General features: G+C 59.0%; 14 protein-coding genes and 1 riboswitch. Of the genes, 7 read left to right on the forward strand and 7 right to left on the reverse strand.

Going from position 1 to position 15,260, the window contains the following annotated elements; all coding sequences use genetic code 11:
• Positions 1-93: 93 nt before the first annotated feature.
• The 3 genes from DBY20_02855 (at position 94) to DBY20_02865 (ending at position 2,915) form a co-directional block, all read left to right on the forward strand.
• Positions 94-663, forward strand: coding sequence for a transcriptional regulator (locus DBY20_02855; protein PWL78840.1), 570 nt, complete (start codon positions 94-96; stop codon positions 661-663).
• A gap of 1 nt (position 664) precedes the next feature.
• Positions 665-1,438: an ArsR family transcriptional regulator gene (locus DBY20_02860; GenBank protein PWL78841.1), complete on the forward strand. Its 774-nt coding sequence runs from the start codon at positions 665-667 to the stop codon at positions 1,436-1,438.
• A gap of 52 nt (positions 1,439-1,490) precedes the next feature.
• Positions 1,491-1,599, forward strand: a riboswitch (TPP riboswitch).
• A complete protein-coding gene (locus tag DBY20_02865; GenBank protein ID PWL78842.1) occupies positions 1,590-2,915 on the forward strand; it encodes a thiamine biosynthesis protein ThiC in 1,326 nt (441 codons plus the stop codon). (Overlaps the previous riboswitch by 10 nt.)
• A 202-nt stretch (positions 2,916-3,117) precedes the next feature.
• On the opposite strand, the gene DBY20_02870 is transcribed toward DBY20_02865, so the two are convergent.
• The 4 genes from DBY20_02870 to DBY20_02885 all read right to left on the reverse strand — a co-directional run bounded on the left by DBY20_02870 (position 3,118) and on the right by DBY20_02885 (position 8,603).
• A complete protein-coding gene (locus tag DBY20_02870) occupies positions 3,118-4,335 on the reverse strand; it encodes a hypothetical protein (GenBank protein ID PWL78843.1) in 1,218 nt (405 codons plus the stop codon).
• Between the two features lie 84 nt (positions 4,336-4,419).
• Entirely contained in the window at positions 4,420-4,782 is a 363-nt protein-coding gene (locus tag DBY20_02875) for an oxidoreductase (GenBank protein ID PWL78844.1), read from the reverse strand.
• A 3-nt stretch (positions 4,783-4,785) separates the two neighbouring features.
• On the reverse strand, positions 4,786-7,266 hold the full coding sequence (locus DBY20_02880) for a dehydrogenase (protein PWL78845.1): 2,481 nt from the start codon (positions 7,264-7,266) through the stop codon (positions 4,786-4,788).
• Between the two features lie 83 nt (positions 7,267-7,349).
• A complete protein-coding gene (locus tag DBY20_02885) occupies positions 7,350-8,603 on the reverse strand; it encodes a hypothetical protein (GenBank protein ID PWL78846.1) in 1,254 nt (417 codons plus the stop codon).
• A 236-nt stretch (positions 8,604-8,839) separates the two neighbouring features.
• On the opposite strand from DBY20_02885, the gene DBY20_02890 reads away from it, so the two are divergent.
• Together DBY20_02890 and DBY20_02895 are read left to right on the forward strand one after the other, a co-directional pair.
• Positions 8,840-9,430 carry a hypothetical protein gene (locus tag DBY20_02890; GenBank protein ID PWL78847.1) on the forward strand — a complete coding sequence of 197 codons (591 nt, stop codon included), beginning with the start codon at positions 8,840-8,842 and terminating at the stop codon, positions 9,428-9,430.
• Positions 9,431-9,561: 131 nt separating this feature from the next.
• Positions 9,562-10,518, forward strand: coding sequence for a hypothetical protein (locus DBY20_02895; GenBank protein PWL78848.1), 957 nt, complete (start codon positions 9,562-9,564; stop codon positions 10,516-10,518).
• Between the two features lie 102 nt (positions 10,519-10,620).
• Here DBY20_02895 and DBY20_02900 read toward each other — a convergent pair whose 3' ends face one another.
• On the reverse strand, positions 10,621-11,079 hold the full coding sequence (locus DBY20_02900; GenBank protein PWL78849.1) for a hypothetical protein: 459 nt from the start codon (positions 11,077-11,079) through the stop codon (positions 10,621-10,623).
• Positions 11,080-11,089: 10 nt separating this feature from the next.
• Positions 11,090-13,600 (reverse strand): hypothetical protein, encoded by a 2,511-nt coding sequence (locus DBY20_02905; protein PWL78850.1) that lies wholly within the window; start codon positions 13,598-13,600, stop codon positions 11,090-11,092.
• Positions 13,601-13,670: 70 nt separating this feature from the next.
• Here DBY20_02905 and DBY20_02910 point away from each other — a divergent pair, with 70 nt between their 5' ends.
• Both DBY20_02910 and DBY20_02915 read left to right on the forward strand, forming a co-directional pair.
• Positions 13,671-13,913 carry a hypothetical protein gene (locus DBY20_02910; protein PWL78851.1) on the forward strand — a complete coding sequence of 81 codons (243 nt, stop codon included), beginning with the start codon at positions 13,671-13,673 and terminating at the stop codon, positions 13,911-13,913.
• Between the two features lie 10 nt (positions 13,914-13,923).
• Entirely contained in the window at positions 13,924-14,133 is a 210-nt protein-coding gene (locus DBY20_02915; protein ID PWL78852.1) for a hypothetical protein, read from the forward strand.
• A gap of 30 nt (positions 14,134-14,163) precedes the next feature.
• On the opposite strand, the gene DBY20_02920 is transcribed toward DBY20_02915, so the two are convergent.
• Positions 14,164-15,258, reverse strand: a complete 1,095-nt coding sequence (locus DBY20_02920; GenBank protein ID PWL78853.1) for an FAD:protein FMN transferase — start codon at positions 15,256-15,258, stop codon at positions 14,164-14,166.
• Positions 15,259-15,260 lie beyond the last annotated feature (2 nt).

Below are 15,260 nucleotides of genomic sequence, written 5' to 3' on the forward strand. Positions count from 1 at the left end.
AAAGATAATAAAATACTATAATTACAATCAAGTTATAGTATTATAAGCTTATGAAGACATCACATGAGTGATTTCCGTTCGAGGAGGTAGGGCATGGCCCACGAACTCACACCGCAGGACATCAAGGACATCCGCGCCAAGTACGGCCTCTCGCAACGCTCGTTCGCGCGTTTGCTCGGGCTGGGGGAGGCAAGCCTCGCGCGCTACGAGAAAGGCCAAAAGCCCTCTCGCGCCAACGCCAACCTCATCCGTGCCGCCCGTTTGCCGCGCTTCATCATGGACTGCCTCGACCGTGACGGCAAGGAGCTTTCCGAGAAGGAGCGTCATGGCGTCGAGGAAATCGTCTATGCAGAGGTCTACTTTGGCGAAGGAGATGAAGATATGGACATGACGGAGATCTATCAGATTACGCTCACGCAAGAAGTGCTTACGGAGAAAGCTGCCGAGATTCTGGCCAAGCTATTTGCGCTGAGGTCGACCGCACGGAAACAGGGTGATGCAATGCGCGAAATGGTGTTTTCCGACATCATCAATCAGATTGCCTTGCTTAAGCCTACTATTGTCAGTTCCGAAAACTCCAACAAGGGTAAGCTGGCAGAAATTAAGGGCCAGCTCGATGCATTCGATAAGCTCGCAGACCGCTATATCCCGCAGGCGGCCTGACATGGGTAACTATCTTGCGGAGTATTCCGAAGAAGAGTTTTCCGAAAAGCTGATTGGTCAGCTCGAGGCAATGGTGGCACCCGCTTGTCTGTCGCCGCACGATAGACCTCAGGCAATCTTACTCGGTGGTCAAAGCGGGGCAGGCAAGACCACTCTTCACCAGGTGTTCCTCGAGATGTTCAACAAAAATATCATTATCGTTAACGGTGACGAATATCGAAAGCTTCACCCGCGTTTCTTTGCCCTGCAAAGCGCCTATGGCGATAAGGCCGTCGATTATACGGCGCAATGGGCAGGTAAGATGGTGGAGGCCATCGTCGAGGCGCTTTCCTCGGCTGGCTATAACCTTGTCATCGAGGGCACGCTGCGCACGTCTCAGGTGCCTCTCGCGACCGCCACTCTTCTGCGTGAGCGCGGCTATGATGTCTCGCTCGCTCTCATGGCGGTCAAGCCGGAGATATCGCTCGTCTCCTGCCAACTCCGCTATGAGCAAATGCGTCTTGCCGGCACCACGCCCCGAGCAACCGACCCCGCCCATCATCGCAAGATCGTCGACCAGATCGTGCGCAACCTCGCTGTACTCGAGGATTCGGGCATGTTCGATCAAATCTACCTCTACAACCGCAGCCGTGAGCGCCTCTATCCGCAAGAGGGCCTTGCTGGTACGGCCAGCCAAATGCTCGAGGAGGCGCTCTTTGGCAGTTGGTCCGAGGAAGAGTTCAAGCACTATGCCTCGCTCAAGGCCGAGCTCGATAGGCTTCAGCGCAAGAGCTAGTGCGGGATTTTCGCTCTGGCGAATCATCGCGCCGTATCTGACATATAATCCCAAACCATAACCGGGGAGCTTGGATGGCCCAGGCTGAGAGGGCGCTTACGATGCCGACCCGATGAACCTGTGTGGGTAATGCCAACGAAGGGAGTGCGCCATGGACGCCATGGGCAATCAGATAACGCAAATCGATTACGCACGCGCTGGAATCGTGACCGAGCAGATGCGCGCCGTCGCCGCGAAGGAGGGCATCTGCGTGGAAAACGTGCGCGAGGCGGTCGCCGCCGGACGCATCGCCATTCCAGCGAACATCCACCACGCATCGCTTAATCCCGAGGGCGTGGGCTCATGTCTGGATGGTGTGCCACTGCGCACCAAGGTCAACGTCAACCTTGGCATTTCGGGCGATTTGGCCGACGAGGAGGAGGAGTGGCGCAAGGTCGATGTCGCGCTCGAGCTGGGCGCCGAGGCGATCATGGACCTCTCGAACTCGGGAAAGACGCGCGCGTTTCGCCGTGCGCTCATCGATCGGTCCCCGGCAATGGTGGGCACGGTGCCCATGTACGATGCCATCGGGTATCTGGAAAAGGCGCTCATCGACATCACGCCGGACGATTTTCTCGAGGTCATACGCGCTCATGCCGAAGACGGCGTCGACTTCGTGACGATACATGCGGGCATGAACCGCCGGGTCATCGACTCGTTCAAGGAGACGGGGCGCCTCACGAACATCGTCAGCCGGGGTGGCTCGCTGATCTTTGCCTGGATGGAGGCGACTGGCAACGAGAACCCGTTCTACGAGTTCTACGATGACGTGCTCGCCATCCTGCACGAGCATGACGTGACCATATCCCTTGGCGATGCGATGCGCCCCGGCAGCATCTACGATGCAAGCGATGCCGCCCAGATTGCCGAGCTCATCGAAATCGGCAAGCTCACGCAACGCGCGTGGGATGCCGGCGTGCAGGTGATGGTCGAGGGGCCGGGACACATGGCGCTCGACGAGATCGCGGCCAACATGAAGATGGAGAAGCGCCTGTGCCACGAGGCACCCTTCTACGTGCTCGGCCCGCTCGTGACCGATATCGCTCCCGGCTACGATCACATCACGGCAGCCATTGGCGGGGCCATCGCGGCCTCGAGCGGGGCGGATTTCCTCTGCTACGTGACGCCGGCCGAGCATCTGCGCCTACCGGACGCCAACGATGTGCGCGAAGGGCTTGTCGCCACCAAGATCGCCGCACATGCCGCCGACATCGCCAAAGGCGTGCCCGGTGCGCGTGACCGGGACAATCGCATGAGTGACGCTCGTCGTCGCGTATCGTGGAGCGAGATGTTCGAACTTGCCCTCGATCCGCAGCGTGCGCGCGAGTTCTACGAGAGCGCCCCGCCCGTCACGGAAGGGACGTGCACGATGTGCGGCAAGATGTGCGCCATGAAGACCGTGAACGACCTCATGGATGGCCTGACGGTGAGCATCTAGCCTGTCAGCTGCCAGCCGCGTCCACGTTGCCGGGAGGCAATGGCAGGCGCTTGCCACATGTCTTGCAGGTGGTATCGCTTGCATCGTTTTGCGTGCCGCAAAAGATGCAGTATCCGATGGGGCGGACTTTGGCGTCCGAGCTCGGCGGCCCGCATTTTCCGCAATGGATGCATGCGAAGCAACGTGGCATATCGCACCCAGCCTATTCGGGTTTGCGCATCATGAGGGCGCGCATGGGGTGAACAAGGCCGATGACGCACACCACCAAGGCGATGACGATGAGAACCGGGAACACGGCATCGAAGCCCATGGCCGGCAGCAGGAGCATCGAGCAACTGAACACATAGGGTGCCAAGAACGGCCCCAGATTCATCATCGACGTCATGATGCCGCTCACGAAGGGCACGCGCTCGGGAGGCGTGACATTGCCTGTCGCGTTTTGCGCGGCGGTGAAGAACGCGGAGCCGGCAAACCCCAAGATGAAGACGCCCAGGGCGTAGACGATGGATGATGGTGCCAGCAGGCAGGGAATGAGTCCTATCACGATGAACGCGGCCGATATCCCGAACAGACGCGCCTTGAACCAGCGGACGAGGTAGGGGAAGAGCAGGCCGCACAGGATGGTTCCGATGCCGCAGCAGTTGATGACAAGCGCCGCCTCGCCCGGTCCGGCAAGTCCGCGCCAGTCAAGTACCGAGGAGGTCACCACCTGCACCGTCACGACGCAGGTCCATGCCGCCAGCGCGAATAGCGCATAACCCGCGATGGAACGCGGAATCTTCGGCTTTACGGCCCCCTTCGTCTTGACCTGGCCTGCGAGCTTGGCGCGAACGACACCCTTGGCCTCGGGCATCCACAGCAACGCGATGACCATGGGGACAAAGCCGATTAGATACGCCAAGAACGAGTAGTTCCAACCGATCTCGGTCAGATAGCCGGCTACCGTGGTGTAGATGATGTTGAAGACGAACTGGATGGTGATTCCCAGCCCGAGCAGGCGGGAGCGTTGCTCGCCCTCGCACAGCGCGATGATGCTCGCGTTGCCTACGGGAAACATGATGCCCAGGCCAATGCCGACGACAACGCGCGAGAAGATGATGAGATTGTAGTCGGTGATGTCGGGCATGAGGAAGGGATACGCACCGCCCACCGTCATGATGAGGATGCCCGCGATGGCAGCGGGCTTGAAGCCGATCTTCGGGAGCAGGGCGCCGGACGCGATGCTCACCGGTACCGACACGATGCCGGTGATGCTGTTTGCGAGCATGATGGTGGTGATGTCGGTATCGGCAAAATGATGCGAGAAGGCTGCGATGGATGGCGTCAGAATGGCGAACTCGCTCATGGTGCAGAACAGCGCCAGGATGCCGATGACGTTCATCGTGGTCAACGCTCCGTTGGAATTCCTGCGCATGGACATGGCTTCCTCCTCGGATGGTTTACGCGTGGCGAATGGTGCGCCTCGTCAAGAGACGCACCATTCGGGCTTGCGGTACTGATGAAACTAGAGATTGATGTCGCAGGGGGTCCAAAGCACTTGCTTGGGCTTGCGCTTCAGCTCCTCGGCCATTTCGTCGATGGTGCCGAAGCGAATGACATCGGCCAGGCAGTTGTGCATGCACACGGGCTCGCGTCCATCGCGCAAACGGTCGATGCACAGGTCGCACAGGTCAGTGGGAGTGGGAATCTTGTTCCAGTTGTAGCAGTTCCCGATGTTCTTGGAATCGTCCTTTTGCCAGGGACCGTCGTCCAGGACGCGGATGCCCCACTTGCCGATGGGGAAGTCATGCTCCTCCTTGCAGCTGACCTCGCAGCTCTGGCATCCCGTGCAGAATTCGTAATCGATAAGCAATCCGTATTGAGTCATGATTTACACCAGCTTTCCGAATTTCTCGCCGAATGCTGCCATGTCGACGTCGTAGCTTTCCTTGAGGGGCACCACGTTGCAGCATGCGCTCTTGTAGGGGGCTCCCAGGCCAAGGGCGTTGTTGTGGTGTTCCGGAATGAGGTCGTTGCAGTTGGACTGCCAGACCCCGAAGAGGCTGGGCTCGCTGCCGTCTTGCTCGGGGAACCACCAGCCGTGATCAACCTCGACATGACCTTCACCCACAGTCGGCATCACGCGTGCCTTGAACTTCGCGCTGCCAAACATGTTGGAGATCTCGACCCATTGGCCATCGGATACGCCGATGCGCTCTGCGTCAGCTGGGTTGATCTCGATCATCGGGTTCGGATCGAGCTCGCGCAGCACGGCCACCTGACGGTGCTCGGAGTGGAACGAGGAGTAGCGGCGGTGACCCGTGGACATGATGAACGGGTACTTCTCCATGATCTCCTCGTGGGGAAGGTCACGCTCGTGCCACTTGGCGTCCAGTTCCTCGGGGACCAGCGGATTGCGCTTGAGTTCCAGGTCCTCGGCGGTCTTCTCGGGAATACGCGGCGAAAGGTCCGGCTCGTAGTAGTAGGGCAGCGGGTCCATGCCGTTGTTTGCGAAGGCCGATGACCATAGCTCGACACGTCCGGTCGGGGTCAGGAAGCCCGGCTGTCCGTCGGGGCGCAGCTTGCCGGTCTCGTATTTCTTGTAATAGACCTTGCGCTTGAACTTGACGAGCTCGCGCACCTCGTTGAACACGTGACGTCCCTCGAGGCGGTTCTTCTCGAGATAGTCATGGTAGTCCGGGTACTTCTCGTAGGCGAAGCGCGCCTTGGGGTCATCGGGGAACATCTCGGCCATGCGCTTGGCGAGCATGCAGTAGATCTCGAGGTCGGACTTGGCCTCGCCCACGGTGATGGCCTTGTTGCCGCAGCCGGTGGTGATGGAGGCGGCACCATAGTGGGTGCGGTTCACGCCATCGTGCTCGGCCACCGTGGAAAGCGGCAGGAAGACGTCGCAGACGGCCTGGATGGTCGGCGTGATGAAGCAGTCCGTGCCGAAGGCGAAGTCGATGGAGCGCAGCAGCGCCTTGTGCCAGCGGGTGGGTTCGGCCGAGTTGGTCGGGGCGATGAGGTTCGTGTTGGCGATCCACGCCATTTTGATGGGGTAGGGCTCGTCCGTCTCCAGGGTATCCAACACGCAGTCAGCTTGGGCACCGGTAATCTGGTTGCAGTACAGGGGATACTTGTCCATGCCGATGCACTTGTCGCGTTCCTCGTCGGTCATCTGGTACCAGCCCTCGGTGATGAAGGCGCGCGTGTCGGTGTTGTGCTCCGACTGCCCGGACGCGGCGTCACCGGTGATGTCCTCGGGCATCGACAGGTCGGCGACGATGTTGCCGCCGGGAACGTCGAGGTTGCCGCACATGCAGATCATGGCGAGCACGCACTGGCCGGCCTGCATGCCGTTGGTGTTCTGGTCGAAGGCGAGGCCCCAGGCGATGGAGGCCGGGTGGGCGTTGGCGTACATGCGGGCCACCGTGTAGATGTCCTCGACGGGAACCTCGCAGATGCGGGCGGCATCCTCGGGCGTCATATAGGCGACGCGCTCGGCGAACTCGTCAAAGCCGTAGGTCCAGCGCTCCACGAAATCGTGGTCGTAGAGGTCTTCCTTGATGATGATGTTGCACATCGCCATGGCAAGGGCGGCATCCGTGCCGTTGCGCAGGCGCAGCTGCAGCTCGGACCTGGTTGCCAGCCAGTTGACGCGCGGGTCGATGGTAACGAGCTTCGCACCGCGCTTCATGAGGTCGATGACCGCATGGCCGAAGAAGCCATCCGGGTTGGATGCCAGGGGCATCTTGCCCCAGAGAACCATGAGCTCAGGCACGCAGTACTCCGGATCGTCATAGCCACCCTCGAGGCCGCCGGCGTAGTCAAGCTCGGGGTACAGGGCACCGAGCACCATCTGCGACGACATCATGCGCGGCTGGTAGCAGGCGTAACCGGACTGGGTGTAGGCCAGGTTGGGCGTGCGGAAGATGGACAGCTGGAAGTCCTGGGAGAGCATGCCGTCACGGCCGGTACCCACGAAGATGGCCATGGTCTCGCGTCCGTACTCGTCGGTGAGTCGGCGCCAGTTGTCCATGATGATGTCGAGGGCCTCGTCCCAGCTGCAGCGCTCCCATGCATCGGCGTTTCCGCGCTCCTCCTTCGCACGCTTCTGGGGATAGATGACGCGCGAGGGGTTGTAGATGTAATCCTTGAGGGCGACGCATCTGGGGCACAGACGACCCTGGGTGATGGGATCGTTCTCGTCGCCTTCCACATGGTCAAGACGTCCGTCCTTGTCCACGTAGAGCTTGATCCCGCATCCGACGGGATGGCAACCCGGGGGAGACCACACCGAAGAGCGGATCACGGTGAAGTCACCATCTTGGAACTTCCACGGCTTACCTAGATCGTTTTTGAATTCCATGTCTTCCTCTTTCTCTTCTCACGTACATTCCTGCAAATCGAACAATGCAAGGGTTCTCTACTTGTGCCGGTAGGCCGGCGGTCTTAGGCGTCCTTCTGCACCTTCTTCGCGTCGCGCGCCTTGATGACCACCATGAGGGCGATGGCACCCACGACGAGCACGATGCCGACTCCCATGAGCAGTCCCGTGCATGCGCCCCATCCGGCGCTGGAGACGATGACGCCCACCAGGCCGAAGAGGATGCCGCCCACGCACTGGCCGCAGCTCATGAGCGAAGACGAGATACCGGCCAACTCGGGTCGAGGCGCTATCTCGGCGACCATGGTGAAGAAGATGGCCGGGACCACGCCATTGGAAAGCCCGAACAGGATGAGCCAGGGAATCAGCATTCCCTCGCCGATGGTGTAGGCCATCGAGAACGAGACACCGAGCACGACGGATGCCACGACGAGGATGGCAAGACGCTGGGTGTTGCCCGTCACCAGGTTCATGACCACGCCGATGGCGATGCCGCCGATAACCACGGCAATGTTGGCGATGTTCATCATGGTGTTGGCACCCAGCTGGTCCATGCCCATGGTCTGCACCATGTAGAGCGTCTCGAAGTTCATGACGCAGGCGGTGCCCAGGGAGAACGCCGCGAAGGCGACCATCGAGATCCAGCAAGACAGGCTCTTGAAGCCCTCGGACATCTTCGGCTTGGGCGCGTTGGGGTCAACCTCGTCCAGGTACGAGACCTTGGGATCGCGTATGGCCAGAATCCAGACCACTGTGACGATGGCCAGCAGGACCACCACGAACCAGAAGACGTTGTGGTAGCTGTAGGGGTCGCCGACGTTGAAGAAGAAGCCGGACGTGCCCATGATGAACATGGAACCCAGGGGCACCCATACGGAAAACAGGCCCATGGGGACGCCGCGCCTAGATGGCGGGAACCACTCGGAGATGATGACCGGCACTACCGAGCCGATGCAGGCGTATCCGACGCCTTCGATAAGACGGCCAACGACGAGAAGCTCGACGCTCGTGGCCATCGCCGAAATGATGGCGCCGGCTACTGCGCATACCAATACGAGTGTCGTGGCCTTGCGCGCTCCGAACTTCATGATGATGGCGGCGACGATGAAGGTCATTATCAGACCGACGTATCCGTTGAGCGACATGATGTTTGCCGCCATGCCGGTATCGATGCCAAGCGCGGGAATCACGAGCGACATGGTCGCCGGCAGCTTGTTGCAGTTGACCGAGATCAGAATCGAGGCGATGATGGCCACGCAGGCGACGATCCACGCTCGTCCCGAGTTGAATATCTCTGTCCTCTTTTCCTCTTTCGTCATAGGTGCTCTCCCTCCTCTATTACCCGGTGACGGGATTTCGTCTGGAACATGAGACGACTATAGAAAGGGGAGCGCGATGGCCTCAAGGAATGGAAGCTCCCTTATGTTTCCCCATGGGGGATAGGGTTGGAAAAGCGTCCAATGGTGTAGTACATTTTGGACAAAACATCTCACTTTCGTGATTTGTGCGGCCACTTTCGTGGCGAAAACCAACGACTCCAGGGGGAGGGGTCCTCGTGATTGGCGATTCGGCATCAGACCAGAAAATGTACTCGCGCTCGTACCTCACCAAGCTTCGCGTGGCCGAGGCGATGAACCGGCTTTGCGCCGATACGCCCTTCGCACGCATACACATCGAGGACATCGTCCGGGAATCGGGCGTGAGCCGTTCGAACTTCTACCATAACTTCGAGGACAAATATGCCGTGGTCAATTGGATCGGTCACCAGTGTCACGAAGACGGGATCTTTCGCATCGGGCGCGACCTCACGTGGCTCGAGGGCCATATGATCACCACGCGCGAGATGTCGAAGTTCAACGCGCTCTTTGCCAGCGCGTCGGTGGGGCGTGAGTACCAATCGGCGGTGCCTTCCTTCGTGAGGGAGCGGCAAAAGAACCTCACCCAGACCATCACGGAGTTTCAGCATCGCGAGATTACGGGGGAGCTCGCGTTCCAGATAGAGGCGTTTCCCTACTGTGAGTCCATCATGACCAACAAGTTCCGCTCGGGCGAGCTTCCCTACGAGATGCGGGAGTTTTGCGAGTATCTGGTGGCATTGACGCCGCGCCTGCTCTACGAGGCGCTCGAGCATCCCGCGAACGAATGATCGGGAAATGTATTGGGGTTCCGCATTCGTCGTATGATGCTCGCATCGCTTTGCAAAAGCGAAAGTAGCCAAATGACGTACAATAGACGTATCCATCCATTTTCTTTTACGCATGCGTTGAGTGGACGGCTATGCAAATCGAGACGCTTCGCTACTTCGTGAATCTCGTTGATGCAGGCTCTTTCTATAGTGCCGCGAGGATGTCTTATATCTCGCAGCAGGGCCTCAACAAGTCGATTACCTCTCTTGAGGCGGAGATTGGCGCGACACTTGTCGAGCGCAGCGGACGCGGTATACGCCCAACGGCACTTGGCGAGGCCTTCTATGCGCAGGCGCAGAGGGTGCTTCGTGAATACGAGTTGCTTCAGGATTGCGTTTTCGGTCCCGAAAATCCGCGTTTCGTCGATGATCCTATCCTCATCCATACGACCTATTATCCTGCACAGGTGATGATGCCACTTCTGCCAAGTCTTGGCTTCTTTGACATGGTGCGATTCAATGAGGTTTCCTTTGACGACCTTGTCGAGGAAGCGCGCTCGTCACGCCAGCATGAGCTACACCTCGTCGATCTCTATTGCGATACTATCGGAAAGCTGCTCGAAGATGGGGAGCTCGTGTTCGAGCCGATACTCGTTTCGCGTTTTGGTGTCGTATGGAAGGACGGCTCTTCGTTCGAGGGATGTCCCTCGATTCATCGCAATCAGTTAGCGGACTTTCCTCTCGCTATGGATTCCCAACGCGATATGCTCAAGCTCGTGGAGCAGATATTCGAAGACCAACCTCTTGATAATGTGCGCTTTGGCGTCTCGAATCATCGAGCAACGCTGGGTTATGCGGCATCATCGCCCGAACGAGCGGCTACTTTCGATTCCTTTGGGTTCATGCTGGCGCAGAGAAGTCCAAGCATAGATACCGAGGGGCTGCATTACACACCGCTTTCGACGCCGCGTTCTTTGTGCCGTATCGGATTTCTCCGCAGGAAGGATGCGCATGTTCCGATGCGCTGTCGCCATGCCATGGACTTGCTTAGGCGGTATTTGAGCGAAAAGTTTTCCGATTACTTCCATGACTACCCCGTCGAGGGCTGACGTTAGCTGACGAGGATCATTGTGACGGTTCTACCATGCGCTTTCGTAATCAAGGGGGCGCCTCACGTGGAAGCGCCCCCTGCAATGCGGATTTGCAAGAACCTAGATGATCTTGCGATCCGGGCTTGCGTAGACGATCCCGTCCTTGCCGTGCTCCCATGCGGGCAGGCGGAAGATGCGCGCGCCGCGTTCGCGTGCGGCTTCGACCTTTTCGGCGGCATCCTTTCCAAAGGCGAGTGCCTTGTTGGGGCAGTTCTTGACGCAGTACGGCAGTTCGCCTGCACTCGTGCGGTCCTTGCATTTGATGCAGCTGCTCGTGTAGAAGGGCATCCATGACATATGTAGATCAGGCCAGGTACCAGCCGGTCTGTCGATGCCTTCTCCGCTGCCGAGCGTGCGGACGTTCACGAAGAAGTGTCCGTCTTTCAGGTCGTTTCCGGTCATGCACGAAAGCGAGCAGGTCCAACAGCCGGTGCAGCGCAGCAGGTCTACGAAGATCGTGTCATCGGTGATCTCGGCTTCGGCGGGGGAGTGGGCCCATACGGTCATTTCATCAGCCATGATAGCCTCCTTATGCTTCGACTTTGCGGATATCGCAGGCGCAGTCCCAGATGGTGTCCCAGGCGCCTGCCATGGCGGAGATGGCGTAGCCGGAGAGGATTTCGCCGACCTTGCCCTCGTCCTCGACGCATTGGTACCAGTAGAGGGCCGCGTCATCGAGTGTGTCGTTGTCACCGAGCGGCACGAGCAATTCAGAGTACATGCCGCCTTCCGTGAACGTGCGCTTGCGCCAACCGAACCATACCTGGATGGTTCCTGGTGGAATTGCCTGGTCAAGACGCATCTCGATGATGACATGCCCGCGCTCGTTATAGACCTCGCACAGGTCGCCGTCATGTATGCCCTCCTTCTCGGCATCGACAGGATTGATGCGACCGGTGGGCTTGCCGCCGGATAGGTCGGCCATGACCGGATCATCCGTAAACATCGACTGCATGAAGAAACGCTGACGTCCGCTGAAGAACTGGTAGGGGTGCTTGGCCGTCCCATTTTCCATGCGTTCGGTCGTGGGCACCTCATACGGCTCGTGATAGGTCGCCATGGGCAGCCCGACGTTGTTCAAGCGCTCGCTGTAGAATTCCATGTGGCCCGTCTGAGTCTCGAACTTCATGCCGAGGAACGGATCCCAGGGGACGGGCGGCACGGCGGCACGGATAAGCTTTTCCTCTTTGAGGCGTTCGAGCGTGATGGGTGGATCGACGTTTGCGATGAAGGGCTGCGGCGTGTTGAGTCGCATACGGATCCAGTCGTCGGCGTCGTTCTGGAAGTACTCGCCAAAGCCCATGCGCTCGGCAAGGCCGCGGTAGATGAACGAGGGGTCCTTGCACTCACCACGCGGTTCGATGGCTGGCTCCTGAAGCACGACGTGATTGTACTGTGCTGCCGCAATGAGCTCCTCGCGTTCAAAGGGCATGGCCGCCGGTAGCACGTAGTCGGCGTACTCACCCGTGTCGGTCATCCATACGTCGATGTCGACGATTAGGTCCATATTGGGGAAAGTGTCATCGATCCAGCGGCTGCGGTTGGGGCAGTTATGCACGGGATTGCCTGCGCACTTGATGAAGGCCTTGTACTTGCCCTTCTTGGCGTCCTCGAAGAAGTCACCGTTCTTCACGAAGATGGTCTTGTCGCCTTCGAGGCCGTTGGGGTAGATGATGGAGGGATTGTTGAAGCCAAGTGGGAAGCCGCAGGGCTGGATTTCGGAGGTGACGCCGCCGTTGAGATGACCGAGGTTGCCCGTGAGCATGCCGAGCAGGTAGAACGCGCGGTAAGCATCGCCCTGGTTTTGGTAACGCAGTCCAAGGGCTCCGACGATGAACGACGGGCGATGACTCGAATATTCTTCGCCGAGCTTGATGGCATCGGATGCCGGAACTCCCGTAATTCTCTCCTGGTATTCTGGCGTATAGGTTGCCAGATGATCCTCGAGCATTTGGAACGCTGGTTTGAACTTCGCGCCGTCGATGACGTACTCGCCATTGAAAGCGGGTGTGCCTTCGTACTCTTCGGCCCCGCGTTCTGTCTCTCGTGCGGACTGGGATTCCTCGTCCCAGTACAGGAACTTGTCTCCGGATGTGGCGAACTTGCCCGTCGCGACATCGACGAGCAGGGGAGCGACCGTGTATTTGGTCATGAACGCGCGGTCATACTCCTTGCGCTGCACGATCTGGTTGGCCATGCACAGCGCCAGGGCCGTATCCGATCCTGGCTTGACGGGGATGAACCAGTCGGCGTAACCCGCCGAGGCATCAAAGAGCAAACCTACGTCCACGATCTTGGCGCCCCGTGACTTTGCCTCGACGATGTGCTTGGCGACGCGCTGCTGGTTTTCCACGGGATTGCCGCCCCATATGATGATGTAGCTGGTGGCGTCGAATTTGATGGGGTCGATCATCATGTACTTGTAGAAATCGCCCAGGTCGAAGTAGGACGCGTAGTAGGGACCATTGTCTAGACCGTAGGCGTTGAGTGGGTCGGTGCCGCCCCATAGCCCGCAAAGACGGTTGCCGAGCAGGGTGTCGAGACCCTGAGAAGGTGGAAGCGACGTGGTGATGTTCCAGAATGCTACCGTTCCGGGACCGTACTTGTCTCGTAGTTCGCAAAGCTTCGCGCCTATTTCGTCAAAGGCCTGGTCCCAGCTTATCTGTTCCCATTTGCCCTCTCCGCGTTTGCCCACGCGCTTCAAAGGATGCAGCAAGCGATCCTCGGCGTAGACCTGGCGCCAGGATGCGATGCCCTTCTGACAGCAATGGCCCTCGTTAGCTTCCGCACCGGTATAGTCCACGGCCTCGGTGCGCACGATCTTGCCATCCTTGACGACGGTCTTGATGGCGCAGAACTCGTGGTCACCCCACCCGGGACAGGCGGTGCAGACCCATGTTTCTTCTGACATACGCTCCTCCTTCTCTCGCTGACATGCGCCGCAAGCGTGATGCGGCATCGTTGCTTGTAATTGTAGATTCGCGGGTGCGTTGCTGCTGAAGCGATGCCGTGCGCATGTATGCAACGTGAGTTTGTGCATGACTTCTTTTCGAGGTCAAAGCCCCCTTCACGTATAATGTTCCCATGCAAACTGCCGATAAGGAGGAACCATGGCTACGCCGATTCTCTATTACTGGGCGCCGTGCGCTACCTGTGCCATCGTGACCGATTTCGCCACTGAGCATGGCATTGAGCTCGACAAGCGCGATGTTGAGCAGGAGGCTCCATACAACGAGCTGCTCGCGCTTGGCGGCGACGCAAATCTCATTCCATACCTTTACGACGACGAGAAGCTCTACAACGGCGTTGAGGATGTCATCGCGCATCTCAAGGAGACGCGCGGTATCGCCTAGGAAAGCGACCATGAGCAAGTACGACAAGCTATGGGATTATGTCGCCAAGCAGCCGAGGGAGAGCCTCGATCTTTCGTTCGAGGAGATTGGCGATATCGCCGGCGTGCCTCTTGACCACTCGTTTCTCAATTACAAGAAGGAGCTACTGCCGCATGGTTGGCAGGTCGGCAAGATCTCGATGAAGAAGCAGATCGTACACTTCGAGCGCACGAAGGACTAACGCGGCGAATGCCGTTTCTGCGCATCACAGTTAGCGCAGCGGTTGTATCTCTCCGTTCCAGGAGATGAAGTACGCCTGTAAGATCTCCGGATGCTCTGCCATGAGCTCGTGTCCGCGCTTTGTACCGAGTGCGAGGAGCGTCGTCGAGTAACCCTCGGCATCGATCGAACGCTCGCACACGACGGAAACCGCCGGATACTCCGCCTTGACGGGCATGCCCGTACGTGGACTGAGCACGTGATGGTAGAGCACGCCGTCATGTACGCAGGCCCGCTCGTAGATGCCGCTCGTGACGACGCTCCCACTTGCAAGTCTGATCGTGCCCGCGAGCGCGGATCCTGCACGCCCCTGCGCGGGGTGGGGAAGCCCCACTTTCCAGAGCGAGCCATCGGGCTTGTTGCCGCGCACGAGCACGTTGCCACCGAGGTCGATGACGTAAGCACGAACCCCCGCTCGCTCAAGCATATGGTCAAGCGCATCGGCAATCCATCCCTTCGCGATGCCTCCGAGGTCAATCATGGCCGCCGGATCATCGAGGCGCACGCGCGCTGCGTCTTCTGAGCGATTGACCTGCACGCCGTGCCAGTCGACATGTTGCGCGGCTTCGGCAAGCGCCTCGGCGGCCGGGATGATGCCTTCCTTGAGGTTCCAGAGTCTGCTTGCGGTACCGATCGTGATGTCGAAAACGCCATGGCTTGCCGCGCAATACGTGAGTGCGCGTTCGATGAGCTCGGCCGTGTCCACGTTGACTTCGACCCAGGCGCCCCGTGCTGCGTTGATGCGCGATATGTCGGAGCTGGGAATCGTGCGAGAGAAGAGCTGCTCGTAGCGTCTGCAATCCGCATAGACTTGCTCGAGTGCCGGAGTGCAGATGTCCGCCGCACCGTAGGCGCGGATTTGCACGCCCGTGTCGAATGCGGCAAAACGTATTTCTGCATGGGTGTCAGCAAGGTCAAGCTTGTATTTCGCGCGTGCCATCATGCTGACGATGATACCTGTGATGGGCGCAAGCGTCATCTTCGGGCCCCTTTGGGCCAGGTGCGACAAACATGCAATTTCAGACGTAACTTCCGTGTCAATCTGTAAAATAGACGCAATAACCAGATAAGATGTCCAATGTGACATAC

The sequence above is a fragment of the Coriobacteriia bacterium genome (assembly GCA_003149935.1).
In the GTDB taxonomy this organism is placed as follows: Bacteria; Actinomycetota; Coriobacteriia; order Coriobacteriales; family QAMH01; genus QAMH01.